At 64.6% G+C, this 24,260-nt stretch carries 20 protein-coding genes; 10 read left to right on the top strand and 10 right to left on the bottom strand.

Annotated features, from left to right (window positions below):
• Positions 1-224: 224 nt before the first annotated feature.
• From H7828_RS20030 to H7828_RS19985, 10 genes are all read right to left on the bottom strand, one after another.
• Positions 225-1,178, bottom strand: a complete 954-nt coding sequence (locus H7828_RS20030) for an ABC transporter ATP-binding protein (protein ID WP_226782844.1) — start codon at positions 1,176-1,178, stop codon at positions 225-227.
• Entirely contained in the window at positions 1,175-2,167 is a 993-nt protein-coding gene (locus H7828_RS20025) for an ABC transporter ATP-binding protein (protein ID WP_226782843.1), read from the bottom strand. The genes H7828_RS20030 and H7828_RS20025 overlap by 4 nt, the downstream gene beginning before the upstream one ends.
• Entirely contained in the window at positions 2,164-3,027 is an 864-nt protein-coding gene (locus tag H7828_RS20020) for an ABC transporter permease (RefSeq protein WP_226782842.1), read from the bottom strand. Before H7828_RS20020 ends, H7828_RS20025 begins: the two co-directional genes overlap by 4 nt.
• Positions 3,027-4,079, bottom strand: a complete 1,053-nt coding sequence (locus H7828_RS20015; RefSeq protein ID WP_226782841.1) for an ABC transporter permease — start codon at positions 4,077-4,079, stop codon at positions 3,027-3,029. Before H7828_RS20015 ends, H7828_RS20020 begins: the two co-directional genes overlap by 1 nt.
• 34 nt (positions 4,080-4,113) lie before the next feature.
• Positions 4,114-5,682, bottom strand: coding sequence for an ABC transporter substrate-binding protein (locus tag H7828_RS20010; protein WP_226782840.1), 1,569 nt, complete (start codon positions 5,680-5,682; stop codon positions 4,114-4,116).
• Positions 5,683-5,880: 198 nt separating this feature from the next.
• Complete coding sequence (locus H7828_RS20005; RefSeq protein ID WP_226782839.1) at positions 5,881-6,297, bottom strand: DUF3830 family protein; 417 nt, start codon at positions 6,295-6,297, stop codon at positions 5,881-5,883.
• An 18-nt stretch (positions 6,298-6,315) separates the two neighbouring features.
• Complete coding sequence (locus H7828_RS20000) at positions 6,316-9,162, bottom strand: FAD-dependent oxidoreductase (protein WP_226782838.1); 2,847 nt, start codon at positions 9,160-9,162, stop codon at positions 6,316-6,318.
• Positions 9,163-9,168: 6 nt separating this feature from the next.
• Positions 9,169-10,059 carry a dihydrodipicolinate synthase family protein gene (locus tag H7828_RS19995; protein ID WP_226782837.1) on the bottom strand — a complete coding sequence of 297 codons (891 nt, stop codon included), beginning with the start codon at positions 10,057-10,059 and terminating at the stop codon, positions 9,169-9,171.
• Entirely contained in the window at positions 10,056-11,078 is a 1,023-nt protein-coding gene (locus H7828_RS19990) for a phosphotriesterase family protein (protein ID WP_226782836.1), read from the bottom strand. Before H7828_RS19990 ends, H7828_RS19995 begins: the two co-directional genes overlap by 4 nt.
• 6 nt (positions 11,079-11,084) lie before the next feature.
• Entirely contained in the window at positions 11,085-12,359 is a 1,275-nt protein-coding gene (locus tag H7828_RS19985) for a M20/M25/M40 family metallo-hydrolase (protein WP_226782835.1), read from the bottom strand.
• A 234-nt stretch (positions 12,360-12,593) separates the two neighbouring features.
• On the opposite strand from H7828_RS19985, the gene H7828_RS19980 reads away from it, so the two are divergent.
• From H7828_RS19980 to H7828_RS19935, 10 genes are all read left to right on the top strand, one after another.
• Positions 12,594-13,289 carry a GntR family transcriptional regulator gene (locus H7828_RS19980; protein ID WP_226782834.1) on the top strand — a complete coding sequence of 232 codons (696 nt, stop codon included), beginning with the start codon at positions 12,594-12,596 and terminating at the stop codon, positions 13,287-13,289.
• A 165-nt stretch (positions 13,290-13,454) separates the two neighbouring features.
• Complete coding sequence (locus tag H7828_RS19975) at positions 13,455-15,014, top strand: ABC transporter substrate-binding protein (protein WP_226782833.1); 1,560 nt, start codon at positions 13,455-13,457, stop codon at positions 15,012-15,014.
• Between the two features lie 22 nt (positions 15,015-15,036).
• Positions 15,037-16,044, top strand: a complete 1,008-nt coding sequence (locus tag H7828_RS19970) for an ABC transporter permease (protein WP_226782832.1) — start codon at positions 15,037-15,039, stop codon at positions 16,042-16,044.
• 5 nt (positions 16,045-16,049) lie between these two features.
• Positions 16,050-16,883, top strand: a complete 834-nt coding sequence (locus H7828_RS19965) for an ABC transporter permease (protein ID WP_226782831.1) — start codon at positions 16,050-16,052, stop codon at positions 16,881-16,883.
• Entirely contained in the window at positions 16,880-17,860 is a 981-nt protein-coding gene (locus H7828_RS19960; RefSeq protein ID WP_226782830.1) for an ABC transporter ATP-binding protein, read from the top strand. The genes H7828_RS19965 and H7828_RS19960 overlap by 4 nt, the downstream gene beginning before the upstream one ends.
• A complete protein-coding gene (locus H7828_RS19955; protein ID WP_226782829.1) occupies positions 17,860-18,633 on the top strand; it encodes an ABC transporter ATP-binding protein in 774 nt (257 codons plus the stop codon). Before H7828_RS19960 ends, H7828_RS19955 begins: the two co-directional genes overlap by 1 nt.
• A gap of 11 nt (positions 18,634-18,644) precedes the next feature.
• The gene (locus tag H7828_RS19950; RefSeq protein WP_226782828.1) at positions 18,645-20,690 is read left to right on the top strand and encodes a hydantoinase/oxoprolinase family protein; all 2,046 of its coding nucleotides are present in this window, start codon (positions 18,645-18,647) and stop codon (positions 20,688-20,690) included.
• Entirely contained in the window at positions 20,687-22,348 is a 1,662-nt protein-coding gene (locus H7828_RS19945) for a hydantoinase B/oxoprolinase family protein (RefSeq protein ID WP_226782827.1), read from the top strand. Before H7828_RS19950 ends, H7828_RS19945 begins: the two co-directional genes overlap by 4 nt.
• The gene (locus tag H7828_RS19940) at positions 22,345-23,595 is read left to right on the top strand and encodes a metal-dependent hydrolase family protein (protein WP_226782826.1); all 1,251 of its coding nucleotides are present in this window, start codon (positions 22,345-22,347) and stop codon (positions 23,593-23,595) included. Before H7828_RS19945 ends, H7828_RS19940 begins: the two co-directional genes overlap by 4 nt.
• 176 nt (positions 23,596-23,771) lie before the next feature.
• Entirely contained in the window at positions 23,772-24,158 is a 387-nt protein-coding gene (locus H7828_RS19935) for a hypothetical protein (protein WP_226782825.1), read from the top strand.
• The last annotated feature ends 102 nt before the right edge of the window (positions 24,159-24,260 follow it).

Raw genomic sequence — 24,260 nt, 5'->3', positions numbered from 1 at the left:
CCAGATTCTGGGAGGCGTTTTCATATTGCGACACGCCGACTCCGAAGAACCAGAGCGCATTCTTGGCCGTTTTTGTCTTGTCGCGCGTTATTTCCTGCTGAACATCAATCCTCGCAGTCGAAACCGCGGGATCAAACACCTAGCAACCGTCATGGGCATTGCCGCTGGGCTTGTCGCGCTTTCATCGGGCCGGCTGACCGATGAAAGCGCGGTGGCGGGACGGTTCAGGTCGCGCGGTCTCCGGCAAAATGGCAGGCGGCCGCGCGGTTGGGATCGAATGGGCGCAGGACCGGCTGGTCGGTCGCGCAGATCCGCTGCGCCATGGGGCAGCGGGGATGAAACCGGCACCCCGACGGCGGTTCGGCAGGGTCGGCCACATCGCCGGGCAGGTCGGCAGGCAGGCGACCGGCGCCGTCGGCTTCGGGGATCGCGCCGATCAACCCTTCGGAATAGGGATGCAGCGGCGCGCGCCAAAGATCGTCGGGGGCACCGCGTTCCGCGATCTTGCCAAGATACATGACCGCAATGTCATCGGCGATCCGGCGCACGATGGACAGGTCGTGCGAGATGAACAGCAGGCCCATCCCGGTCTCCTTGACCAGATCCGCCAGCAGCATCGCGACCGACGCCTGCGCCGAGGCATCGAGCGCCGAAATGGGTTCGTCCGCGACGATGCAGCGGGGTCGCGCGGCCAGGGCGCGGGCGATGGCGATCCGCTGCCGCTGACCGCCGGAAAATTCATGCGGGAACTGGCTGGCGATGCGGGCGGGCAGGCCGACGCGCTCCAGCACCTCACCGACCTTGGCGTCGATGTCGGGGGTATCGGCATCGGGGCCGGCCAGCACGCCGTCGGCCACCTGCGCGCCCACCCGGCGGCGCGGGTTTAGCGAGGAATAGGGATCCTGAAACACCATCTGAAGTGCCCGCTGCGCCTCCGGGCGAGCGCCCCGGCCAAGGGCGCCAAGAGGTGCGCCGTCAAACCGCACCGTTCCACCAGAGGGGGCCAAAAGCCCCACTGCCGCCTTGCCCAGCGAGGATTTACCACAGCCGCTTTCGCCGACAAGCGCGGTCACCCGGCCCGCCAGCACATCCAGATCGGCGCCCGCCACGGCGTGAACCGGCTGGCCGCGCGGCCCCGGATAGCTGACCGTCACATTGCGCAATTCCAGAAGGCTCATGATGCCGTGACCTTTTTCGGGGCAAGCGGGTCGATGGGGCAGGCGATCCGTCGGTCGTCGCTGATCGCCACAAGCGGTGGTGTGTCCACCTTGCAGGACGGGGCGCAGAACGGGCAACGCGGATGAAACGCACAGCCGGGAGGATGGGTGGCGATGGAGGGCGGCAGGCCGGGAATGGTCTGCATCCCGCCGCTGCCTCCCGCGCCGGGCAGGGCGTTGAGCAACCCGTGGGTATAAGGATGGCGCGGGCGGGTCAGGACATCGGCGCGCGCGCCACCTTCCACCAGCCGCCCGGCATACATCACCGAAACCCGGTCGGCGACCGCCGACATCACCCCAAGATCGTGGGTGATCAGCAATACCGACAGGTCCAACTCACCGCGGAGACGTTCGAACAGGCGCAGGATTCCCGCCTGCACCGTCACATCCAGGGCGGTCGTGGGCTCGTCCGCGATGATCAGCGTCGGTTCGCAACACAGGGCCATGGCAATTGCGATCCGCTGGCGCATCCCGCCTGAAAACTGGTGCGGGCTGCGTTTCAGGGCACCGCGCGGATCGGGGATACGCACGAGGTCCAGCATCTCTTCGGCGCGGCGCATGGCCTTGGCTTGTGTAGTGGCGAAATGGTGGCGGTAGTGTTCGGTCATCTGCCGCCCGATCGACAGCATCGGGTGCAGCGCGGTCATCGGATCCTGAAAGATCATTGCCATCTGCCGCCCTCGCAGCGCCGCCCGGTCCCGCGCGGACATGGACAGAAGATCCCGCCCCTCGAACATCGCGCTGCCGCTGACCTTCGCGCCATCGGGCAGAAGCCCCATCAGCGCCAGCGAGGTGATCGACTTGCCCGAACCGCTTTCGCCCGCCAGCCCGGCGATCTGCCCCGCGCCCACCCGCAGGTTCAGATCGCGCACGGCAAACAGGCGGCTGCCATCGGGGTGGGGCAGGCTGACCGTCAGGTCGGTGACATCCAGGAGCGGCGCGCCGGTCATGACAGGTGCCTTTTGCTGCGCGGATCGATCACATCTCGCAGGGTGTCGCCCAGGAAATTGGCGGCCATTACCACCATGAGAATGGCAAGGCCGGGGAAAACGCTCATCCACCATTTGTCGAAGTATTTGGCCCCTTCCGATACCATCGCGCCCCATTCCGCCGCCGGGGGTTGCGCGCCAAGACCCAGGAATGACAGCCCCGAAAGGATCAGAACCGCATGGCCGTATTCCAGCGCCACCAGAACCACCAGCGGGCCGGTGATGTTGGGGCGGATCTCGGACCACAGGGTGCGGATCGACGAGGCCCCCAGAAGGCGGCGCGACAGCACGAAGGGTTCCTGGCGCAGGGTCAGGATCATCGACCGGGCGACGCGGGCATAGATCGGCCAGCTTACGATCACCACCGCAAGGACGGCGTTGAACAGCCCTGGCCCCAGGGCGGCGACCACCGCCATGGCCAAGATGATGTCGGGAAACGCCAGCACCAGATCGGCGGCACGCATGATCACGCCGTCCACCCAGCCGCCGAAGAACCCGGCGATGGCGCCAAGGACGGTGCCGAGAATCCCCGCCATCACCACCAGTTGCAGCGCGTAGGGCAACGACAGTCGCGCGCCGTGGATCACCCGGCTGAACACATCGCGGCCCAACTGGTCGGTGCCGAACCAATGGTCGGCGCTGGGGGGCATCAGCCGGCGCGCCTCTTGCGCCAGTGGATCGTAGGGCGCGACCAGCGGTGCGACGATGGCGATCAGCGCAAAGGCGATCAGGATCGTCGCCCCGATCAGGCCCAGAGGCTGCATCCATTCCGACCTGCGCTTGCGCCCTACGCGGTGGGTGTTCGTGGTAACGTTGGCCATCAGTAACGGATCCTAGGGTCAATCACGGCATAAAGGATGTCCACCCCCAGGTTCACCAGGATGTAGATCACGGCGATAATCAGGCTGACGCCCATGATTGCCTGCAAATCCAGAGTCAGCGCGCTGCGGTAGGCATAAAGCCCCAGCCCCGGCCAGGAATAGACCGATTCCACCAGAACCGCCCCGGCCAGCATCCGCCCGAAGGCCATGCCCGAAACGGTGACGATGGCCGCCAGTGCCGGGCGCAGGGCGTGGCGCAGGATCACCGTGCGCGCGGGCAGTCCCTTGGCCCGCGCGGCGCGCACGTAGTCGTTGCCAAGCGAATCCAGCATCGCCACGCGGGTGAACCGGGTGACGATCCCTGTGGTATAGGTGGCAAGCACAAGGGCTGGCAGCGCGATATAGGACAATGCTTCGCGAAACAGGCCCCATTGGCCCGACAGCAGCGCATCGAAGGTATAAAGCCCGGTCAGCGTGGGCGGGGCCGGCGTGCCGGGGCCAAGCCGCCCGACACCGGGCGACAGGTTCAGCTTGAAAAAGAAGACGTAAAGACACACCAGCGCCAGCCAGAACGTGGGCACCGATACCCCCGCCAGCGAAATCACGCGGATTGCCTGATCGGGCCAGCGGTTGCGCCAGACGGCGGCAGTGATGCCCAAAGCAACACCCGCGGCCATGGCCAGGATCATCGCCACGATGGCCAGTTCGATCGTCGCGCTCATGTAGGTGGCAAGGTCGGTGGCGACGGGGCGGTGGGTCTGTTGAGATTCACCCAGATCGCCTTGCAAGAGCCGCCCCAGATAGCGCGCGTATTGTTCCGGCAGCGATTGGTCCAATCCGTAGCGTTCACGATAAAGCGCCACGATTTCCGGGTCGGACGCGGCCCGTTCGCCCAGGTTGGCCATTACCGGATCGCCCGGCACCACCTGCGTCAGCGTAAAGGAAATGAACGTCACGCCCACGCACAGCAGCGCGCCCACCACCAGCCGCCCCAGCGTGAAACGCAACAGGCCCGGCAGGCGATACCATCCTGATCTTATCATCTGCATCATCGTGGTATCATCCCTGCCCGAACCGGTCCTTTCGTTACTGTGCGGGGCGCACGTCGCTCAAGTCTACCGTCCACATGGGGTTGTATTCCAAGGGTTCGATGTCCTTGGTGCCCACCAGGGTGACCGGCGGCTGGAACAAGGGGATGAACGGGCCCACTTCATTCAACTTGGTCTGCCACTCGCGGTAAAGCGCGATGCGTTCATCGGCAACCGATGCGACCTCGGCCTTGCTGGCCAGTTCTTCAAGTTCGGGCGAGCCACCCTCGGCCCAACCAGCGCGAAGGCCGACCAGCTTGCCCGAGGTGAAGGGAAGCGAATTGCTGGGGTGCGGGGTGCCGCCCCACCACTGAACGCTCATCTCAAGCGTGCCGCCGCGGTAGTTGTCCAGGTTCGCCTGCACCGATTCCGGGTTCAATTCGACATTGATGCCGATTTCGGCCAGATCGGCCTGCACCTTTGCGGCGATGTCGGCAAAGGCGATGCCGTACTTCGCCAGGTCGGCGGCATAGCTGATGGTCAGGGTAGGGTTGTTCAGCCCACTGCGCCCCAGCGCGGCCTTGGCCCGTTCCACATCGCGCGTGGGTCTCTGATCAGTGGGCAAGGATCCCTCGATCATCGTCGGGATGATGCCGGCGGGCTGCACCGCGCCTTCGCCGATAAAGTCGATGATGCCCTGATAGTCGATGCCGTACCGAACCGCTTCGCGCAGATCGGCGTTGGTGGACAGTTCGGAAACCTCGGGGTTGCCGTTCAGGAACATGAAGCCCATATCGGCGGCCGGGCCGGAAAACACGTTCACCCGGTCTTCGATCGAACCAACCTGATCGGGCCGCAGGTTCAGCGCGACCTGCGACGCACCGCGCGCGACGTTCATCTGCTGGGCGTTGGAGTTGACGTTGCGCACAACGATCCGGTCATAGACCGGCGCATCGCCCCAATAGGCGCCGTTGGATTCCAGGATCACTTCGGAAGAGGTGTCGAATTTGGTCAGGACGTATGGCCCGGATCCGACAGATGTTTCCGAAAGGAACCGTTCAGCCCCGTCCTCGGGGGTGGCGGTGCCGCCGTTTTCCTTCAACACGTCGGCGTTCAGAATGCTGAGCGCTAGGTTGGTCAACTTGAAGGGCAGGGCGGGATCGGGCGCTTCGGTGGTTAGAACGATGGTGCCAGGCGCATCGCCCGCCGCGACCGACACGCCGCGCATCAGATAGGACGGGCTGCCCTTCAGATCGCGAGCGCGCTCCAGGGAAAACACCACGTCCGACACTTCGACGGGCGAACCGTCGCTGAAGGTGGCGCCGTCGTTCAGGGTGAAGGTGAAGGTCTTCACGTCCTGCGAGATCTCGGGGACATTGGCCAAAAGCGGCACAACCTGCGTCACGTCGGACCCTTCGAAGGTGACGAGCGTTTCGTAAACGGGGTGCAGGACAAGGCTGGCAGTCGGTTCAAAGGCGCGGGCTGGGTCGGCGGTCTTCAACTGAAAGTTGGCGTCGACGACTAGCGTGTCCTGTGCGGCGGCGGGCGCGGCAGCAAGGGCCAGCAGCCCCAATGGCAGGGCAAGGGCGGTACGCGAGATTGGGCCTCTTGAGCGGATGGAAAGCATGATGTCACTCCTGTTGGGGTCGGGTGTGTCGCAAATCCCGGCCCGGCTCTGGTTGGCCGGCGTCGGATTATTCTCGGGCTTGCGTTCTTTGTGTATTCCGATTGTATACTATTTAAGGGGGCGATTCTGTCAACACCTCTGCGCGGGCGGTGTCTGCACCGGGCCGGAAATCCTGCCCGGTGCCGAAAAAAAAGGCGGTCAGCCGATCTTTTCAAACCTGATGTCGGTCGCGCCCTTCCAAAGGACATGCGGCCCAAGTTCGGCCAGATGTTCCTGGCCCTTGGTGACGGTCAAAAAGTGGTTGCCGGCCAGTTGACCCATCTTCGATGAGAAATCGAGCCCGCCATAGGCCAGCAAAACCTCGGTTTCGCTGATCCCGCCGGGATAGAAAATGAATTGCCCCGGCGCCGGATGACTGGTGTGGTTTTCATAGCCGAAGCCGAACTTGCGGTCGCCCAGTGGAATCCACACGCCCTCGCCGCTCCAACGCACATGGACAAGCTGGCTTTCCCAAGGAAGCAGCGCCTCGAACGCGGCGCATGTCTCAGGGGCGGCCTCACGCTCCAGCCGCGCTTCCAGGGTCCAGGGGCCTGCGGTGATCTTGATGTCGCTCATGGGTCTGTGCCTTTCGGGTCAGGTGTTGAAACGGGTGAGGTCGAATTCTTGCAGGTCGTTGCGCATCCGCCCGCCCAGAACGCCGGTCGCCGCCTCGCGGCCCACGAGGGGGCCAAGCGTGTAACCGTTGGCAGTGGCCGCGACGACGACATTGGGATGGCCGGGCAGGTGCGACAGCAGCGGCGCGCCGTCGATATCGATGTTCATCGCGGCCCAGCTTCGCACCACCGATAGCCCGCCGACGGCGGGCACCGTGCGCGCGGCAACCCAGAGGTTGCCTTCCAGGCTTTCGGGGAGAACCTCGGACTGGCCGGATGCGTTGACCGAAGCGGGCCAGGCGCCGCCGATCAACAGACCGCCGGCCGTGGCCTGTTTCAGGGTCAGGTGCCGGTCGGCATGGGCGACAAGGCAGGGCACCAGGGGCGGTGCGGGTTCGGTGACGATCATCTGCAACGGCGCGCCCCGGATCGGCAACGAAACGCCCAGCATCGCGCCGGGTTGCGCGCTCCACCCGCCCGCAGCGATGACGATGCGGGTGGCGTGGATTGTGCCGCCGGCGGTCGCCACGGCGTAACCGTCGCCGTCGCGTTCTATGGCCAGAACAGGGCAGCGTTCGGCCACCACCGCCCCGACGTCCCGCGTGGCGGCCAGCAGGGCATCATTGGCGGCCAGCGGATTGATCTTGCCCTCGCCGGGGCACCAGGCGGCGGCAACGAACCGGTCCGACAGGGCCGGGGCTATGCGCGCGATGTCGTCCTTGCCGATGACGTGGGTTTCGATGCCGACCTTGCCCTCGGCGCGGGCCTTTGCGGTCAGAAATTCGATCTGGTCGGGGTTCTCGGCCAGCATCAGACCGCCGGTCACCTTCATTTCAAAATCGTCGCCGCGTTCTTGTTCCAGCTTCGACCACAGCGCGATGGATTCGGCCTGTAGCGGCAGGGTGCGTAGGGCGGGCGACCCTCCGGCCACTGCCTTGGCGCCGAAATCCCACGACAACAATTGGAGATGCAGGCTGCCCGCGTTCCCGCCCGAGGCTTCGGCGCCCGCGCGCCCACGCTCAAGGCACAGGACGCTGGCCCCCGACAGCGCGGCGTGCCGCGCGGCGGCCAGCCCTGTCACCCCCGCGCCGATCACAACGACATCGGCGCGGCTTATCGGCAAAGGCGCAGTCGCGGGCGGTTCGGGGCGGGCCGAAGGGCGTGCCTCGCGGTGGCCGCCCCATTCGGGCTTTTCGCGCAGCAATTGGCCCGCGCGCACCGGGCGGGCGGGCAGTTGCGGCGCGGCCAGCGCGGCGGGGGGCGTTTTCACGCCGTGCGATTGCAGGATCGACAGCAGGGTGGGGGTGCAGAACCGCCCCTGGCAGCGTCCCATCCCGCAGCGGGTGCTGCGTTTGATGGCGCCCGGATCGGTTGCGCCCGCGTTGATGGCGGCGCCGATCTGCCCTGCGGTGACGGTTTCACAGCGGCAAACGATGGTATCGCCCGTTGGCGCGGCGCGCGTGGGGGCGCTATAGGCCGACCACAGCGCGGCCTGGAACCGTTGCGCGCGGGTCAGTCGGCGGACGGTCGCGCCATCCTCGGGGGCGTCGCGGCCAAGGTGGCGCGCGGCGGAAAGCCCGGCCAGCCGCCCCTGCGCCATGGCCGCCTGCGCGCCGCCAAGCCCCCCGCCGTCGCCCGCGACCCAAAGGCCGGGCCGGGCGGTCGCCCCGTCGGGCGCGCGGGCGATGGTGCCGCCCGGCTCCAGCGGACAGCCCAGAAGGCGGGCCAGTTCGATCTGCGGGACGAACCCATCGCCCATGCAGACCGCATCGGCGCGTTGGTTGCGGATGTCGCCGCCGCCGGTCGAGGCCAGCGTCACGTCGCGCAGCCCATCGGTTCCGGGCGCGCCGATCGCCGTCACCTCGGAGGTGCGCCAAAGCGGCACGCCGGCCCGCCGCAGACGCAGAAGGTATCCAGCCCCGGAGGCCGCCAGCCCTGGATCGGCCATGGCGATGCGGATCAGGCGCTGCAAGGGCATGGCGCTGCGTTCGGCCACGCCGACCACATCCGCCCCGATTTCCATAAGCTCGACCGCCAGTTGCAGGCCCAGCGGCCCTTGCCCGGCAATCAGGATCCGCTTGCCCGGCGCAACGCCATAGCGGCGGGCAAGGGTCTGTGCCGCGCCGATGGTCATGACCCCGGGTGCCGTCCAGCCGGGCACGGGCGCAGGGCGCTCATGGGCGCCGGTGGCCAGGATAGCCGTTGCCGCCGTCACTCGGGTTTCCGTGCCGTCACGTGTGAAGCGCAGCACGAAGCCGTCCTCAGTGCCGCGCGCGAACCAGACCGTGGCACGGTCGATCAGGGTGGCGCCGCAAGCCGCGAACCGGTCGCGCAGCGCATCGCCCCGGCGGTGCTGTCTATCGCGGCCCGGCTTGCGGCTGCCGTCGCTGGGGGGTTTGAAATACTGCCCGCCCGGCGCGCTGCGTTCGTCGATCACCAGCACCGTCAGCCCGACTTCTGTGGCGGCAATTGCGGCCTCAAGCCCGGCAGGCCCGGCACCCACGATGGCAAGGTCGCAAGTCCTGTCAGTGGCCGCGGGAGCGTCGCCGGGGGCCGGGATCACCGCCCCCGACCCATCGTCCTGCGTGCCCACATTCATGCCCGGTTCGGCCTCGGCCATGCAGGCGCGCAGCGAGCGGTGCCCGTCGACTGTCACCAGACAATCCTGACAGGCGCCCATCCCGCAATAGACCCCCCGCGCCCGTGCCGACATGCGCCGACCGAGACTGAACGTTCCGGCGGCGGCAAGGGCAGCGGCGATGGAGTCGCCCCTGCGGGCCGAAACCTCTTGTCCGTCGAAGGTGAAGGTGAACGTCTCGGGCACCATCGCGGGTCAGGCGGCGTCGTTGAGACGGACGCCTGCATCCTCTAATGCACGGCGCAAGGCTTCCATTTCGCCGGCGGGTGTGGGCAGGCGCGGCGCGCGCGGATCGCCCACCGGGTGGTCCATCAGGTTCAGTGCCGATTTTGTGGCCGACACGTAACGGTGCCCGCCCACCAGCCGGATCACCGGCAGGATCTGGGCGTAAAGTGCCCGTGCTTCGGTGTGCTTGCCGGCCATAGTCAGATCGTAAAGCCGTGCGCAATCGGCGGGCAGAAGGTTGCTGGGCACCGCCACCCAGCCATCGGCGCCGCTGCAAAAACTCTCGTATCCCATGATCCCGCCGAAGACGCACATCCGCCCGTCCGACAGATCCAGGATGTCGCGAATCCGGGTCGGGTCCATCGTGGATTCCTTGATGTAATCCACATGTTCGATCTCGCTCAGCCGCGCCACCAAGGGTGGGGTCAGGTCCACATTGGCGGTGGCGGGGTTGTTGTAGATCATCATCGGCAGGTCGGTCGCGGCCGCGATGCGTTCGTAATGGCGGATCAGTTCGGGTTCCGTCGGGGTGGAATAGAATGGCGGGATGATCATCGTTCCGTCGGCGCCGACGTCGCGGGCCATGCGGGCGCGATCCATGCAATCTTCGGTGCGTTCGGCCCCGGCGCCGATCAAGACCGGCACGCGCCCGGCCACCGTATCGACGACGCAGGCGGCGGCGGCGCGGTGTTCGTCGTCGGTCATCGACAGGAATTCGCCGGTGGATCCCAGCGGGATCAGCCCGTGAATGCCCTCGCGCACCTGCCAGTCGGTAAAGGCGGCGAGCCGCCCGAGATCAAGCGCGCCGTCGTGCCCGAACGGGGTGATCATTACGGTGAATGTGCCGCGAAACCGCGTCATGGGGACTTCTCCTTCAGGGTAAGCAGGCGCAGGGGCGTGCGCCGCAGCAGCGCGTCGATCAGATCGGGCGCCATTGACAGTCGCCGCATCAGCGGCGGCACGTTGCGCAGGAAATGGCCATAGCCATGGCCGCCCCAACCGATCATTCGGGTGCGGGTGCATATGTCCTGCGAGATCGTGATCCGGTCGCCAAAGCCCCGGCGGGCCAGATCGTGAATAAGGTGCAGACGGTCCAGATCGGTCGGAAGCACGACCTCGCCCATCCAGTAGTGCGATTGTTCGATGCCGAAAAAATCCCATTCGACATTGGCGCCCCGCTCAAGCAGAGGTAGGACTCCGGTGCCGTCGGGGTATGTGCGGTCCATGTGGCACAGCACGGTGCGTGACAGATCGCCGCCGGATTCTTCAAGAATATCGAGGATCTGTCCGCAGGCGTCGGGGTGGCGCCCTGGATGCACGCTGACGGCTGCCCCGGTGCGTCTCTGGGCCTGGGCGGCGGCGATCAAGGCGCGGTGTTCGGCAGGTTCCAGCGGCCAGGAACATCCGATTTCGCCGATCAGCCCGGCGCGCACATCGGTGCCATCCATACCCTCGGTGATTTCGGCGGTGAACAGATCGGCCAATTGCGCCACGCTCAGCGCTTTGATGGCCTCGCTGAGATAGGGGGCGGTATAGGTGCCGGTTGCGGCCACCACCGCCACACCCGTGGCGCGGGCGACGGCGCGCTGACCTTCGGGGTCGCGGCCTAGGCCGATGACCGATTGATCCACCAGAAGGGTGCCGCCATCGGCCGCGAAGGCACGCAATTCATCCGCCGCCGCGTTGCGGTCGGTCTGGCGGGCATTGGCCGGATTGACGTTGGAGAGGTAATCCGCCTGCCATCGATTGTGCATCGTTATGGGCGTGCCTGCGCCCGATCCGGGGGGCGCGATGTCGAACAGAAGGTGTTCGTGAAAGGCGATAGGCCCGAGAGTATCGGGTGCGATGTCGCCGCTCACTGTTCGCACGATCGATTGCATCTGCCGTTATTCCCTCGCGCCCGCGCACCAATCGGCGGCGATGGCAGCGGTGACATCGACCATGCGCAGGTAATCGGCGGCATCCACCCATTCATCGTGGCGTCCGCTGTGGGTCAGATCGCCGGCCAGGCAGCCGAACCCGACACAGGGAATGCCGGCCTCGATCATCGGCACCCGAATGTCGCTTGCGGTATGCATCGGATTCACCACGGGTTCGGCGCCGGTGGCGCGGCCCACGACACCGCTGGCGACCTTCCACAAGGGATGATCGCGGGAAACCTCGGCGCCGGTCACGCCGGACAGCCAATCGATCTGTGGCGGATGGTCGGCCATCCAGGGGTCGGCTTGCGCGGCACGGGCAAGGGCGGTTTCGACTTCCCTGCGCAGGGTGTCGGGGGATTCGCCCGGCGGAAAGGAAAGCGCACAGCCAAGCGCGCACTCCGGGGCCAGCCGTGAGAGCGCGCCCATGGTGCCAGCCTGAATCGCCGCGACGTGCAGGTTGCTGGCGCGGCCCACCTCGGCTTCGATCAGGGGGTGGCGGATCCGTTCCGCCCGGTCTTCGGCAAGGGCCATCAGCGCGGCATGAAGGATCACCGCCTTATCCACAGGATTGACCGCCAGATGGGAAAACGCCGTGTGGCTGGGTTCATGGGTGTCGGGCGCGCGGCCGCAGACGGTGACGCGAAATTCCAGGTGGCCGCAGGTCACGGCCTTGATTTCGGCCATGCCGCGCCCGGATTCCGCCGGGTGAAGGTACAACGCGGCATCCGCCCTCACCCCCCGGTGCAACAGCGCCGCAACACCGCGGGCGTGGCGTTTGGACGGTGTCGAGGCGAAAATCAGATCGCCGCGCGGGCCGGGGGTCTGGGCCAGATGGCGGATGGCAAGCACCGCCGCCGCGCATCCGGCCAGATCGTCGGCCACGCCCCAGCCATGAATGCGGCCGTCGATGCGGGTGGTCTGGAAGGGCGGATGGGTCCAGCGTGATGTGTCGTGCGCGGGTTCGCCATCGGGATGCGCGAACATCAGAAGGCTGCGGCAGGCAGGATCGGTGCCGGGCAGGGTGCCCACGATGGCCGTGCGTTCATGAGGATCGGCATTTTCGGCCACGGCGAATTCACCCGTCACCGGAACATCGGCGGGCAGATAGCTGTGGCTTTGAAAGGTGCAGCCCGCAGCGGACAGCGCTTCGGCGATGACGTCCTGCACCGCGGCTTCGCCTTTCGCCTGGGCGACGACAAGGCGTTGCAGAAAGTCGAGCGCGTCTGTCCCCTCAGCCATGGCGGTTCCTTGGTTGTGAATGTATTGCACACAGATTGTATACCGTATTTAACCCGACGTTCGCCCCTCGGTGCAACCGATTTTTGCAGGTTCTCGCATGGGTGCTGCCTGTCGAACGTTGAAATCGCTGTTCCGACTGGGCAAATTGCGCTAGCACTGCGGCCCATTGGAAACGGCCTTGGTGCGCCCCGCGTTGGCGGAGCGATTGGCGGATAAGGATGATGGTCTGAAGCGATGGGCGTTGAGACTGACAAGACCGGAACGAATGCAGCGGCAAGATCGGCGGTGCCGCCCTTGCCCCGCAAAGGCAAGACCCTTTCGGACAAAGCCTATTCCGCCCTGGCCGAGCTGATCCGCACCCGCGAGATTGTCGGCGGTGAGCCGCTTGTCGAACTTCACCTGGCCAAGAGGCTGGGCGTATCGCGCACCCCATTGCGCCAGGCAATGCAGCGGCTTGAGGGGGAGGGGCTTTTGCGCAAAGGCGCGAACCGCAGCTATCTGGTGCGCCAAGTCGATCTGAAAGAATACCTGCAAAGCCTCCGCGTGCGCGAGATGGTCGAGCCTGAGGCGGCGGCGCTGGCTATCGACAATGTACCGCACGACGCGATCGAGGCGGCCCGCGCCAATGTCATCGCCGTGCGCGATGCCGATCCTTACGATATGCTGGCGCATTGGCGGTCGGATGACGAAGTACACGAATTGTTCATCCGCCATTGCCGGAACGAAGTTCTGAGCGAGATCATCGTATCGTTGCGCAGCGCCACGCAACTGTTCGAGATCGAGCGGCTGGCCGAACGTGTCGCGCGGGATTCCAACGAACACGAACGCATCCTGAACGCCCTGGCAGACAGGGATGTGCGCGGCGTCAAGCAGGCGGTGACCACCCATATCCGTTCGCTGTTCCGATTCGCGGTCAAGGCGGTCGGATAGATAGGGCGTTCGCCCAAGGCCTGTTTTTCAAGCATTTCAAACCCGTGTGAACCGCCCTGGCGGATCCTTTGGCTTGCCCTTGTGGGAGGGGCTGAAAAAAAGGCTTGATTAAAAAACGGGATGCTGTTGGTATACCGTTGAAGGTCAATCACAGGGGGAAATACAATGAAAACCGTTACCGCGGCGCGGATATTGGGCGTTTCTGTTTCCATGCTGGCGCTGGTTGGAGCGATGCCGGTTCAGGCCGCTCCATCTGGTGTTCTGGTCATTGCCGAAAACGAAACGCCGGAAAACCTGGACCCGGCGAATGCCGTCAATTCCACCGTCAATCAGCTTTTGGTCGGGGTCTACAACACGCTGGTGCAATTCCCCGCGGGGAAGACTGCGGTTGAACCACAACTGGCGACCGACTGGGACATTTCCGAAGACGGCAAGACCTATACATTCACGCTGCGCGATGACGTCACCTTTCACGACGGCAGCCCGCTGACCGCCGCCGACGTAGTGTTCACGCTGGACCGGCTTCAGGCGGCATCGGCAGCGGTGATGAACGACATGGGGCCTTACGCGGGGGCCGACGCGGTGGACGACACCACCGTGAAGCTGACCCTGGATGCCCCCTTCGGTCCATTCATTTCGGCCCTGTCGCGAATTTACATCGTCAGCAAGGCGATGGTTGAGCCGCACATGGGCGATGACAACGCGCGTGGCTGGTTGGCCGTTAACGATGCCGGGTCGGGCCCCTATCAGGTGAATTCCTACGCACCGACCGAGGCGGTTTCGCTGACCGCATACGACAATTATTGGGGTGGCTGGGACGGCGATCATGTGGCCGAGGTGCTGTTCCGCTATGTTTCGGAGCCCTCGACACAGATGGCGCTTTTGCGCTCGGGCGAGGTGCATATCGCACCAGACATCACTGTCGAGGACAAACAATCCCTGATGGACACCGAAGGTTTTGCCGTCGACATCGGCGCCGCCGCCACCCCGTTGTTCTTTCAGTTTAACACCGCGAGCGAAGGGCCGACCGGCGATCCGGCGTTCCGCAAGATGCTGGCTCAGACGTTCGACCGGCAACTTCACCTCGACATCGTGCTCGCCGGTTTCGGCACCCTGCCCGACGGCCCGCTGCCGCCCGACTGGATGGGCCATGTTTCCGGCACCGAACTGCCCTTCGATCTGGACGCCGCGCGCGCCATGGTCGAGGAAAACGGCTGGGACGGGACCGAGTTGACCGTGCGCTATCTGCCCGGCATCCAGGAAGAGACCAGCGCGGTCGAACAGCTTCAGTCGAACCTGTCGCAGCTTGGCATCACGCTGAATGCCGAAGGCATGACCTGGCCCGCCCAGGCGGCGACCGTGACGGACGTGGCTACCACATCCGACATCAACATGATCTATAACTTCCCCACCTTTCCCGACCCCCACGCCATTCTGAACACGACCTTCAATTCGGCCAATTCCGGGGCCAACGGCGGGTACAATTGGGCGCAGTATTCCAACCCCGAGGTCGACGCCCTGCTGAACGAGGCGGCCAGCGAATCCGACCCCGCCAAGCGGGCCGAGCTTTACGGCCAGGTGCAGGAATTGATCGGCCAGGATCACGTGGTGATCACCGTCTCGCTGCCCGGATCGGTGGTGGCCATGTCGGACAAGGTGAAGGGCTATATCTACAACGCCGCCCATCACCAGACGTTCAACTACTGGAACATCTCGGTCAACTGATCGGGCGGGAGGGGGCGCGCGCATGGCATATATCCTGCAACGGGTCGCCTTCTCGGCCCTCTCCCTGTTCGTTCTGGTGTTCATCACCTTTCTGCTCAGCCATGTGGTGCCCGGCGATCCGGCCATCGCCGCCGCCGGGCCGAACGCCGGGGCGGAGAAGATCGCCGCCCTGCGCACCGAAATGGGCCTGGACGAACCTTTCGTCACCCAGTTCCTGATCTACTGCGGCAATATCCTTCAGGGCGATCTGGGCACTTCATGGTTTACCCATCAGCCGATCCTCGATGACCTGCTGCGCGAACTTCCGCCCTCGCTTGAACTGGTCGTGATCGCCATGGTCATCAACCTGGCCATCTCGCTGCCCGTCGGTCTTTTGACCGCGCGTTACAACGGCACGACCTTCGACGACATCGTGCGCCTGTTCGCGATGGCCGGGGCCGGTCTGCCGATTTTCTGGACGGCGATCCTTCTGCAACAGAGCTTTGCCGCCGACTGGCAGTTGTTCCCGGTCGCCGGGCGCATCGGGTTCGAGTACCGCGCGTTCGAGGGGATCACGGGGTTCTATCTGCTCGATTCCATCCTGCGGGGGCGGCCGGATGTGTTCTTCGACGTGCTGTCGCATCTGATCCTGCCGGCCTTCGCGTTGTCGCTGTTGTTCACCGCCGTGGGTGTGCGGATCACCCGCACGTCGATGATCGGCGAATTTCGCAAGGATTACGTGACCTTGGCGCGGGCCAAGGGCGCGGGTGAGGGGCGGATCATGTTCCGCCACGTGTTCCCGAATGGCGCCACGCCATCGCTGACCGTGTTCGGAATGCAGTTTGGCTGGATGCTGGGCGCAACCGTGCTGGTGGAAGAGATTTTCGGACGCCCCGGCATCGGGCGCTATGCCGTGAAGGCGGTGACGCAATCGGACATTCATGGCGTCGTGGCCGTCGTGTTCGTGGTGGGGCTGGTGTTCCTGCTGGCCAATCTGGCGGTGGACATGACGCTTTATGCGCTCAGCCCCCGCAAGCGGGCAGAGGGGTAAGGGTGATGGGCAACCTGACAAGTTATCCCAAAGGCGCCCTGGAGTGGGCCGCGATCTTCCTCGCGGTGGCGATTCTGATCATGGCGCTGTTCGGCGGCTGGTTTACCCCCTATGACCCGCTTCAGATCGACTTTCGCGGCAAGCTACAACCGCCTTCGGGCGAACATTGGCTGGGCACCGACGGATCGGGGCGCGATGTGCTCTCGCGCCTCATGGCGGGGGCGCAACTGACCATCCTGTCGACGCTGGTGGTGATTGCCGTGGTGCTGGTGATCGGCTGTGCGATCGGCATCACCTCGGCCTTCGTGGGCGGATGGCTGGACAATCTGCTGATGCGGCTGGCCGACATCTGGCTGGGGTTTCCGCCGCTGATCCTGGCGCTGGGGTTCGCCGCCGCGCTTGGCTCCAGCCTTGAGGCGGCGATCTGGGCGTTGATCTTTTCGTGGTGGCCCAACTATGCCCGTCTGTCGCGGATGATCACCAATGATATCCTGTCCGAACCCTTCGTCGCCGGGGCCACGGCCCTGGGCGTGCCGACCTGGCGCAAGGTGGTGTTCTACGTCATCCCCAACGCCTTTGACGTGCTGATCATTCAGGTCACGCTGGACATTTCGGCGGTGATGCTGGCGATTTCCGGCCTGTCGTTCATCGGCGTCGGCGCGCAGATCCCGGCGCCCGAATGGGGCGCGATGATCGCCGGGGGCCGCGCCCACGCGGGCAGTGCCTGGTGGGTGGTGATGGTGCCGGGGCTGGCGATTTTCGTCACTGCGCTGGCCTTCAACATCATCGGCGACATGCTGCGCCGCGAGTTGGACCCGACGACAAGGAGACGGGCATGAGCGTGCGGGACGATCCGCTTCTGCGACTTGACCGGGTGTCGGTTGCGCTGCGCCAGGGGGGCCGCGAAATGGTCAGCGGCGTCAGCCTGTCGGTGGGGCGGCGTGAATTGTTCGGCATCGTCGGTGAATCCGGGTCAGGCAAGACGCTGTTCACCCGGACGGTCTTTGGCCTGCACGACGATGCCGTGGTATCGGGTGGCGAGGTGACGTTCGACGGGCGCACCATGCCCGCCAAGAGCCATCACACGGAGATGAAGCGCCTTCTGGGCAAGCGGATCGGGTTCATACCGCAGGATCCGTTCTCGTCCCTGAACCCGTCCATGCGCGTGGGCGCCCAGATCACCGAGGCTTTGTATCTCGCGCGCGGCCTTTCGCCCAAATCGCGCGAGGCCCGCGATGCGGCCATTGCCGTGCTGGCCGAAGTGGGCATCCCCGAACCCGACATTGCCTTTCGCCAGTTCCCCGACCAGTTTTCCGGCGGGATGCGCCAGCGGATCGTCATCGCCATCGTTCTGGCGCAGGAACCCGAGCTGTTGATCGCCGATGAACCTACGACCGCGCTGGATGCATCCACCCAGCGGTTGATCGTCGATCTGATTGTCGAACGCAGCCGCACGCGCGGGCTGTCGGTGATCCTGATTTCCCATAACCTTGAGCTGTTGCGCCAAAGCATGGACCGGATCGGGGTGCTATACTCCGGGCAATTCCTGAACTTGTTCCAGGCCGATCAATTGGCCCATCAGGAAGTGCATCCCTATACCCAGGCGCTGTTCGACTGCATCCCGACGAAGGACAAGACCTTGGCCGACATTCGCCCGATTCCCGGTGAACCGGCGGGAGCGGGGTTTGGCCTTGCCGGCTGTTCCTTCGCCGACCGCTGCGCGTTCGCCAAAGATCGCTGCTGCGCCACGCCTCTGCCGATCAACGACGCCGGGCAGGCGCGGTTCAGCGCCTGCATCATTGGAAAGGGGGCGTGATGTCCGAACCGATGGTCACACTGGAGGGGGTGGGCAAGACGTTCGCCAGCCGTGCATTGGTGCGCACCCGGTCATTCGCGCTCAGCGATGTCGACATGGTGGTGAACAAGGGCGAAATTGTCGGAATCCTGGGCGAATCCGGCAGCGGAAAATCGACCGTCGCCAACATCATCACCCGGCTTTTGAAACACGACGCGGGCACCTACCGGTTCAAGGGCCGCGATGTGACCGGATATTCCAAGGCCGAATTGATGGCCTTCAAATCCGATGTGCAGATCGTGTTTCAGGATCCCTATGGATCGCTGAACCCCCGCGCCACCATCCGCAATATCGTGCGCGAAAGCCTTATCATCCACAGGCCGGACCTGACCCGCGCCCAGCAAGACGACCGGGTGAGCGAACTGATGTTCGAGGTCGGTCTGGGCGGGCAGGACATCGACCGCTATCCGCACGAATTTTCCGGTGGTCAGCGCCAGCGTATCGCCATCGCCCGCGCCATGGCGGTGGAACCCGAACTTCTGGTTTGCGACGAACCGCTGTCCTCGCTGGATGTGTCGATCCAGGCGCAGGTTCTGGAACTGTTCACCCGGCTGATCCGCGATCACGACCTGACGATGGTGTTCATCACCCACGACCTGAACGTCGCACGCCTTTTGTGTGACCGGGTTTACGTCATGTTCCAGGGCCGCGTGGTGGAAAGCGGTGCGGCGCGCGAGGTGTTGAACAATCCGCAGCAGGAATACACTGCCAGCCTTCTTGAGGCTGTCTATTGATGAGGACGTCCATGCAAGACCATAAACTTTCGATCGACATCGGCGGCACCTTCGTCGACATCGTGACTTTCGATTTCGCCTCTCAGTCGGTCAAGGCGTTCAAGCTGCCCACGACTCCCGACGATCCCGCGCGCGGCGTGATCCAAGCCATCGGGCGCTTGGACGTGCCCGCCACGCAGGTTTCGGAATTTATCCATGGCACGACTTTGGGTCTGAATGCCGTGCTGGAACGCAAGGGCACGACGGTAGGGATCATCACCAACGAAGGATTTCGCGACATCCTGGAAATCGGGCGCGGGGCGCTGGAATTCGCTGATATGTATCGGTTCGACTATCCCCAGCCCAAATCCATCGTCGAACGCCGCCACATCCGCGGCGTTGCCGGGCGGATGGACGATGTGGGCGACGAGATCACGCCGCTGGACGAAGAGGCGGTGCGCCGGGCCGCGCAAGAATTGCAGGCCGAAGGATGCAAGGCAATCGCCATCAGCTTTCTCCATTCCTATGCCAACACGGCCCACGAACGGCGCGCTGCCGACATCGTGCGCGAGGTTTGCCCCGACATGGAGGTGTCGGCGGGCGCGCTTCTGGCCAATGAATACCGCGAATACGAACGCACCAGCACCGCGGTGTTGGACGCCTATATCAAACCGGTGCTGAAGAATTACCTCGACCGCGTGAGCGACGGGATTGAAGGCGAAGGTTTTGACGGGCGCAAGTACGTGATGAATTCGTCCGGCGGGATGCTGACCTTCGGCCTTGCCGAGGCACAGCCGATCTCGACCGTGTTGTCCGGCCCCGCCGGAGGTGTTTCCGGCGCGCTGCACGTCAGCCGGGTGACCAACCGCCCCAACGTGATCTCGGTCGATGTGGGGGGGACCAGTCTCGATGCCTGCCTGATCGTCGATCACAACCCTGTCGATGTGTTCGAGGCGCGGATCGAGACCTTTCCGATCCTGCAACCGATCTTCGATCTGCGTACCCTGGGTGCCGGGGGCGGATCCATCGCGCGGATCGACAACGCGCTTTTGCGGGTCGGGCCGGAAAGTGCCGGCGCCGTGCCCGGCCCGGCCTGTTACGGACGCGGCGGCACCGAACCCACCGTTACCGATGCGGCGCTGATCCTTGGCTATATCGACACGACGAACTTCATGGGCGGGGAAATGGCGGTGGCCTACGATCTGGCCGCCGAAGCGATGCAAAAGGCGATCTGCGATCCGTTGGGTCTGTCGTTGGAAGATGCGGCGCGGTCGATCTTCGATGTGCTGATTTCGCGCACCGCGTCGTCGGTCAAGGAAATGATGCTGGAAAAGGGTCTGGACCCGCGCGATTTCGCCATGCTGGGGTTCGGCGGATGCGGGCCGCTTCTGGGGCCGATGCTGTTTGCCGAACTGGATATGGCCGAATTGGTCGTGCCGCCGCTGCCTTCGGTGTTTTCGGCATGGGGCATGATGGCCAGCGACCTGTCGTTCGCCGAAAGCGCCTCGGTGATGCTGGCGGTGGGCGAAGGCAATCTGCCCGATGTGCGCACCATCGCCGACGATCTGCACGCCCGCAGCCTGGCCGCCCTGCGCGAACGGATCGGCGCCGATGCCGACCCCGAGGTCGGCTTTTCCGCTCGGCTTCGGTTCGTCGGTCAGGAGCACACACTAAGTGTCGCATGGTCGCCGGACGAGGATGCGCAGATCCTGTTTTCGCGGTTTTCCGAGGCGCACAAGGCCCGGTTTGGCCATACCTTCGATACCGAGGCGGAGATCACCGCGCTGATGGTGAAGCTGGTGATCCCGGCGCAAAAGCCCGAGGTTTCCGCCGGCCTGACCGCGCCCGCCCCCGGGGCGGCAGAAGCGGACCACCGGATGTTCGACGCTCACGCCGGGCGCATGGCCGATTGCCGCAAACTGCGCCGCGATGCGCTGGAACCGGGCAAGACCTACAGGGGGCCGCTGCTGATCACCGACGAGGGGTCGTCGCTGGGACTGCGCGGCGATCAACAGGCACGGGTGGATGACTACGGGATGATTTCCATAACACGGATCGACGGGGAGGGCGCGCAATGACGGTCAGCAAGGCGGCAGAGCTGGAAATCGTATCGGGGCTGTTCTTTTCGGCGGCCGAACAGATGCGCCGCACCCTGGTGCGCACGGCCTTCAACGCGGTGATCTACGAAGTGCTGGATTTCGGCATCTCCATCGCCGACAGCAAGGGCCGCATGGTGGCCGAGGCGGCGGGCATCACATCCTTCATCGGGGCCAACGATTACGCGCTGAAGACGCTGATTCAGAAGCTGGACCTTTCCACCCTGCGCCCCGGCGATGTGGTGATGTTGAACTATCCCTATTGGAACTCGGCCCATGCGTCCGATGCCCTGCTGATGTCGCCGGTGTTCCTGCCGGGTGGTGACGGGATCGACATGTTTCTGTGCGTGCGGGCGCATTGGCTGGACCTTGGGGCCAAGGATGCGGGTTATGTGATCGACAGCACCGATATTCACCAGGAAGGACTGATCGTTCCGGGACTGCGGATCATCAAGGAAGGCGTGCTGGATCAGGATCTGTGGCAGATCCTGCAATACAATTCGCGCCTGCCCGAGGCGATCGCAGGCGATTTCGGCGCCCAGGTGGCGTGCCTTCGCACGGGCGAAGCGGCAGTGCGCGAGATTTTCGCGCGCTTCGGGCGGGAACGGACATTCGGTGCCATTGAAGCGTTTTTTGATCACGCCCATGAAAAGACGCTGGCGTCATTGGCCAAACTGCCGAAAGGCACCTGGTCGGCCGAGGAATGGCTGGACGACGACGGCATCACCGACGACATGATCCGCATGGCGGTCGAGGTGACGATTGGCGAAGACAGCTTCACCGCCGACTACAACGGATCGTCCAAACAGGTCAAAGGCCCGGTCAACGCGCCCTTCGGTGGCACGATCTCGATGGCCAAGACGTACTTCAAATTTCTCACCTCGCCCGATGCGCCGTCCAACCATGGCAATTACATGCCCCTGACGGTCAAGGCCGATCCGGGCACATTGTTCCACGCGGTCTATCCGGCAGCGACCTATATGCCCTGGACGAAAATGGTGGCGTTCGAACTGATCGCCAAGGCGCTGGCTCCCGCCATCGACTGGCTGCCGGTGTCTTCGGGTGGGGACGAACCGGGGTTCATGGCCGTGGGGCGGCACCACCGCACTGGCAAGCCCTTCGTGACGTCCAACAACGAAGGCATCGGATGGGGCGCCACGCACCGCCACGACGGGGCGACGGCGCTGCAACACCCCTCGACCAGCACTGTGCGCAACACGCCCATCGAAGTGCTGGAACGGCAATCCAACATCTTCCACGATGAACTGGAACTGATCGAAGGATCAGGCGGCACCGGACAGTACCGCGGCGGCTTGGGCGTGCGGCGGCGCGCCCATATGCGCGGCGAGATGGAGGTGATTTCGATGAAGAAAAAATCGAAGACCACCAATTGGGGGCTGTACGGCGGCGGTTCGTCGCCGATTAAAAATCATATGGTCCTGCGCCCCGGCACCGCGCAGGAAAAAAAGGTGGGGATGTACCGCGAGGTTCTGCAAAAGGGCGAGGCCTTCACCAATTATTCGGCCGGCGGCGCCGGTTGGGGCGATCCGGCCAAACGCGATTCCGGTGCCCATGCATATGATCTGCGAAACGGATATGTCCTGCCGGAAGGCAAGACCGATGAAAAGGACGACACATGACACAGAAAGTTTATGCCCTGACCGATGCCCACATCGTCGATGTGGTGGGGGGCGAGATCCTGACCGGACGGGCTGTGGTGGTCAGCAACGGGCGGATCAAGGCAATTGTTCCCGAGGGCGAGTTGGACGGCGACATCGCGCGCGTGTCGCTTGATGGGCGATATCTGTCGCCGGGCCTTCTGGATTGCCACGCCCATTGCTTCATCGGTCAGTTCAACGATGGCAAATCTGTTCTGCCTTCGGAATTGACCGCGCGGGCGGGCAACCATCTGCACGGGATGCTGATGCGCGGCTTCACCACCGTGCGTGATGCCGGGGGCGCCGATCAGGGGCATCGTAGCGCGTTGGAGAAGGGCGAATTCTCCGGGCCGCGCCTGTTCGTGTCGGGGCGCATCCTGTCGCAGACCGGCGGGCACGGCGATCATCGGGGGCGGGCCGACACCTGCCATTGTTCGTCCGACCTGGGCGGGATTTCCATCATCGCGGATGGCGTGGACGAGGTGCGCAAGGCGGTGCGCGAGAACGCGCGGCAAGGGGTGGATCAGATCAAGATCATGGCGGGCGGCGGGGTGTCTTCGCCGGGCGACAAGTTAATCCATCCACAATATTCGATGGAAGAGCTTTACGCCATCGTCGATGAAACTGAACGCTGCGGGCGCTATGTGCTGTCGCATGTCTATTCCGATATCGGCATTCACCGGGCGGTGACGGCGGGCGTGCGGTCGATCGAACACGGCAACTTCCTTTCGGACAAAAGCGCGGCCCTGATGGCCGAAAAAGGCGCGCATCTGGTTCCGACGCTGATCACCTATCAGGCCGATGGCAGATACGGCAAAAGCTTTGGGTGGAGCGACGAGAACGCCGAAAAGAACGATGAAGTACTGGAATCGGGCCTTGAATCGCTCAAGGTGGCGCAGAAGGCGGGCGTGAACATCGGCTATGGCACCGATCTCTGCTGGTCGCCCAAGCGGTATCAGGGCGACGGTCTTCAGATCCACCAAGAGGTTTGCGGCCCCGCCGAAGCGCTGCGCCACGCCACGATCAACAACGCCAAGGTAGTGCGCATGGAAGGCCTTGTGGGTCAGATCGCCGAAGGTGCCCATGCCGACCTTCTCGTGGTCGACGCGAACCCGTTGGAGGATCTGTCCTGTTTCGGTCAACACGACAACAAGGTGGTGACGGTGATCCAGGCCGGCCGTGCGGTGCGTGACGATGTCGGTGTGATGAACGCGGTCAGTCAGAGCTGACGCGGACGTGCGACCTGTCTGATAAGGCCGATCTATCGGAAAGCCGTTGTTGCAAAGCGCGTCAAAAATGCCGGGACAGGCCATTGGGCCTGTCGCGGTACGCATGCCATCTTCTTGAATGGGCGGTTGGGGGATCAAGCGGATCGCGGCCGAACTGGGGTGCTCTCCGGAACACGGTGAAGCGATGGCTGGCGGAGGGCAGCTGGTGCGCCGCGAAGGCCCAGCGGCCTCGAGCGCTCGATGGTCATGAGGCATGGCTTGAGGAGCGGTTCCGTCGCCATGCTGGGAATGCCGATGTGGTTCGGCAGGAACCTGCGGCGGAGCTCCGGATCGCGGTGAGCCTGCGCACGGTCGAGCGCGCGGGCGCCCACCTGCGCCAGGAGCTGCGCGCCGAGCCCCGCGCGACGGTGCGCTTCGAGATGCGACCGGGACAGCAGCTGCAAATCGACTTCGGAGAGCGGCGTGTCGCGATCGGGGACCAGATGGAGAAGGTGTTCTTCTTCGTTGCCACGCTCGGCTATTCCCGCAGGCTGTACGCCCGAGCTTTCCGGGGCGAACGCTAGGCGCACTGGTTCGACGGTATGGAGAGCCGCTTCCGTGCCTTTCGGTGGCGTGCCCGAGGAGGTGTTGCTCGACAATGCCCGGGCGCTGATCCAGCACCATGA

The sequence above is a fragment of the Oceaniglobus trochenteri genome (assembly GCF_020529025.1).
Classification (GTDB): domain Bacteria; phylum Pseudomonadota; class Alphaproteobacteria; order Rhodobacterales; family Rhodobacteraceae; genus Oceaniglobus; species Oceaniglobus trochenteri.
This window is presented reverse-complemented; position numbering and strand designations above follow the sequence as displayed.

Coding starts and splice junctions, on each gene's coding strand:
- H7828_RS19955 (WP_226782829.1), top strand. CDS start 17,860: ATGTCCGAACCGATGGTCACACTGGAGGGGGTGGGCAAGACGTTCGCC.
- H7828_RS19960 (WP_226782830.1), top strand. CDS start 16,880: ATGAGCGTGCGGGACGATCCGCTTCTGCGACTTGACCGGGTGTCGGTT.
- H7828_RS20030 (WP_226782844.1), bottom strand. CDS start 1,178: ATGAGCCTTCTGGAATTGCGCAATGTGACGGTCAGCTATCCGGGGCCG.
- H7828_RS19995 (WP_226782837.1), bottom strand. CDS start 10,059: ATGACGCGGTTTCGCGGCACATTCACCGTAATGATCACCCCGTTCGGG.
- H7828_RS19990 (WP_226782836.1), bottom strand. CDS start 11,078: ATGCAATCGATCGTGCGAACAGTGAGCGGCGACATCGCACCCGATACT.
- H7828_RS19965 (WP_226782831.1), top strand. CDS start 16,050: ATGGGCAACCTGACAAGTTATCCCAAAGGCGCCCTGGAGTGGGCCGCG.
- H7828_RS20025 (WP_226782843.1), bottom strand. CDS start 2,167: ATGACCGGCGCGCCGCTCCTGGATGTCACCGACCTGACGGTCAGCCTG.
- H7828_RS19950 (WP_226782828.1), top strand. CDS start 18,645: ATGCAAGACCATAAACTTTCGATCGACATCGGCGGCACCTTCGTCGAC.
- H7828_RS19985 (WP_226782835.1), bottom strand. CDS start 12,359: ATGGCTGAGGGGACAGACGCGCTCGACTTTCTGCAACGCCTTGTCGTC.
- H7828_RS20020 (WP_226782842.1), bottom strand. CDS start 3,027: ATGGCCAACGTTACCACGAACACCCACCGCGTAGGGCGCAAGCGCAGG.
- H7828_RS20005 (WP_226782839.1), bottom strand. CDS start 6,297: ATGAGCGACATCAAGATCACCGCAGGCCCCTGGACCCTGGAAGCGCGG.
- H7828_RS20015 (WP_226782841.1), bottom strand. CDS start 4,079: ATGATGCAGATGATAAGATCAGGATGGTATCGCCTGCCGGGCCTGTTG.
- H7828_RS19980 (WP_226782834.1), top strand. CDS start 12,594: ATGGGCGTTGAGACTGACAAGACCGGAACGAATGCAGCGGCAAGATCG.
- H7828_RS19975 (WP_226782833.1), top strand. CDS start 13,455: ATGAAAACCGTTACCGCGGCGCGGATATTGGGCGTTTCTGTTTCCATG.
- H7828_RS19970 (WP_226782832.1), top strand. CDS start 15,037: ATGGCATATATCCTGCAACGGGTCGCCTTCTCGGCCCTCTCCCTGTTC.
- H7828_RS20010 (WP_226782840.1), bottom strand. CDS start 5,682: ATGCTTTCCATCCGCTCAAGAGGCCCAATCTCGCGTACCGCCCTTGCC.
- H7828_RS19940 (WP_226782826.1), top strand. CDS start 22,345: ATGACACAGAAAGTTTATGCCCTGACCGATGCCCACATCGTCGATGTG.
- H7828_RS20000 (WP_226782838.1), bottom strand. CDS start 9,162: ATGGTGCCCGAGACGTTCACCTTCACCTTCGACGGACAAGAGGTTTCG.
- H7828_RS19945 (WP_226782827.1), top strand. CDS start 20,687: ATGACGGTCAGCAAGGCGGCAGAGCTGGAAATCGTATCGGGGCTGTTC.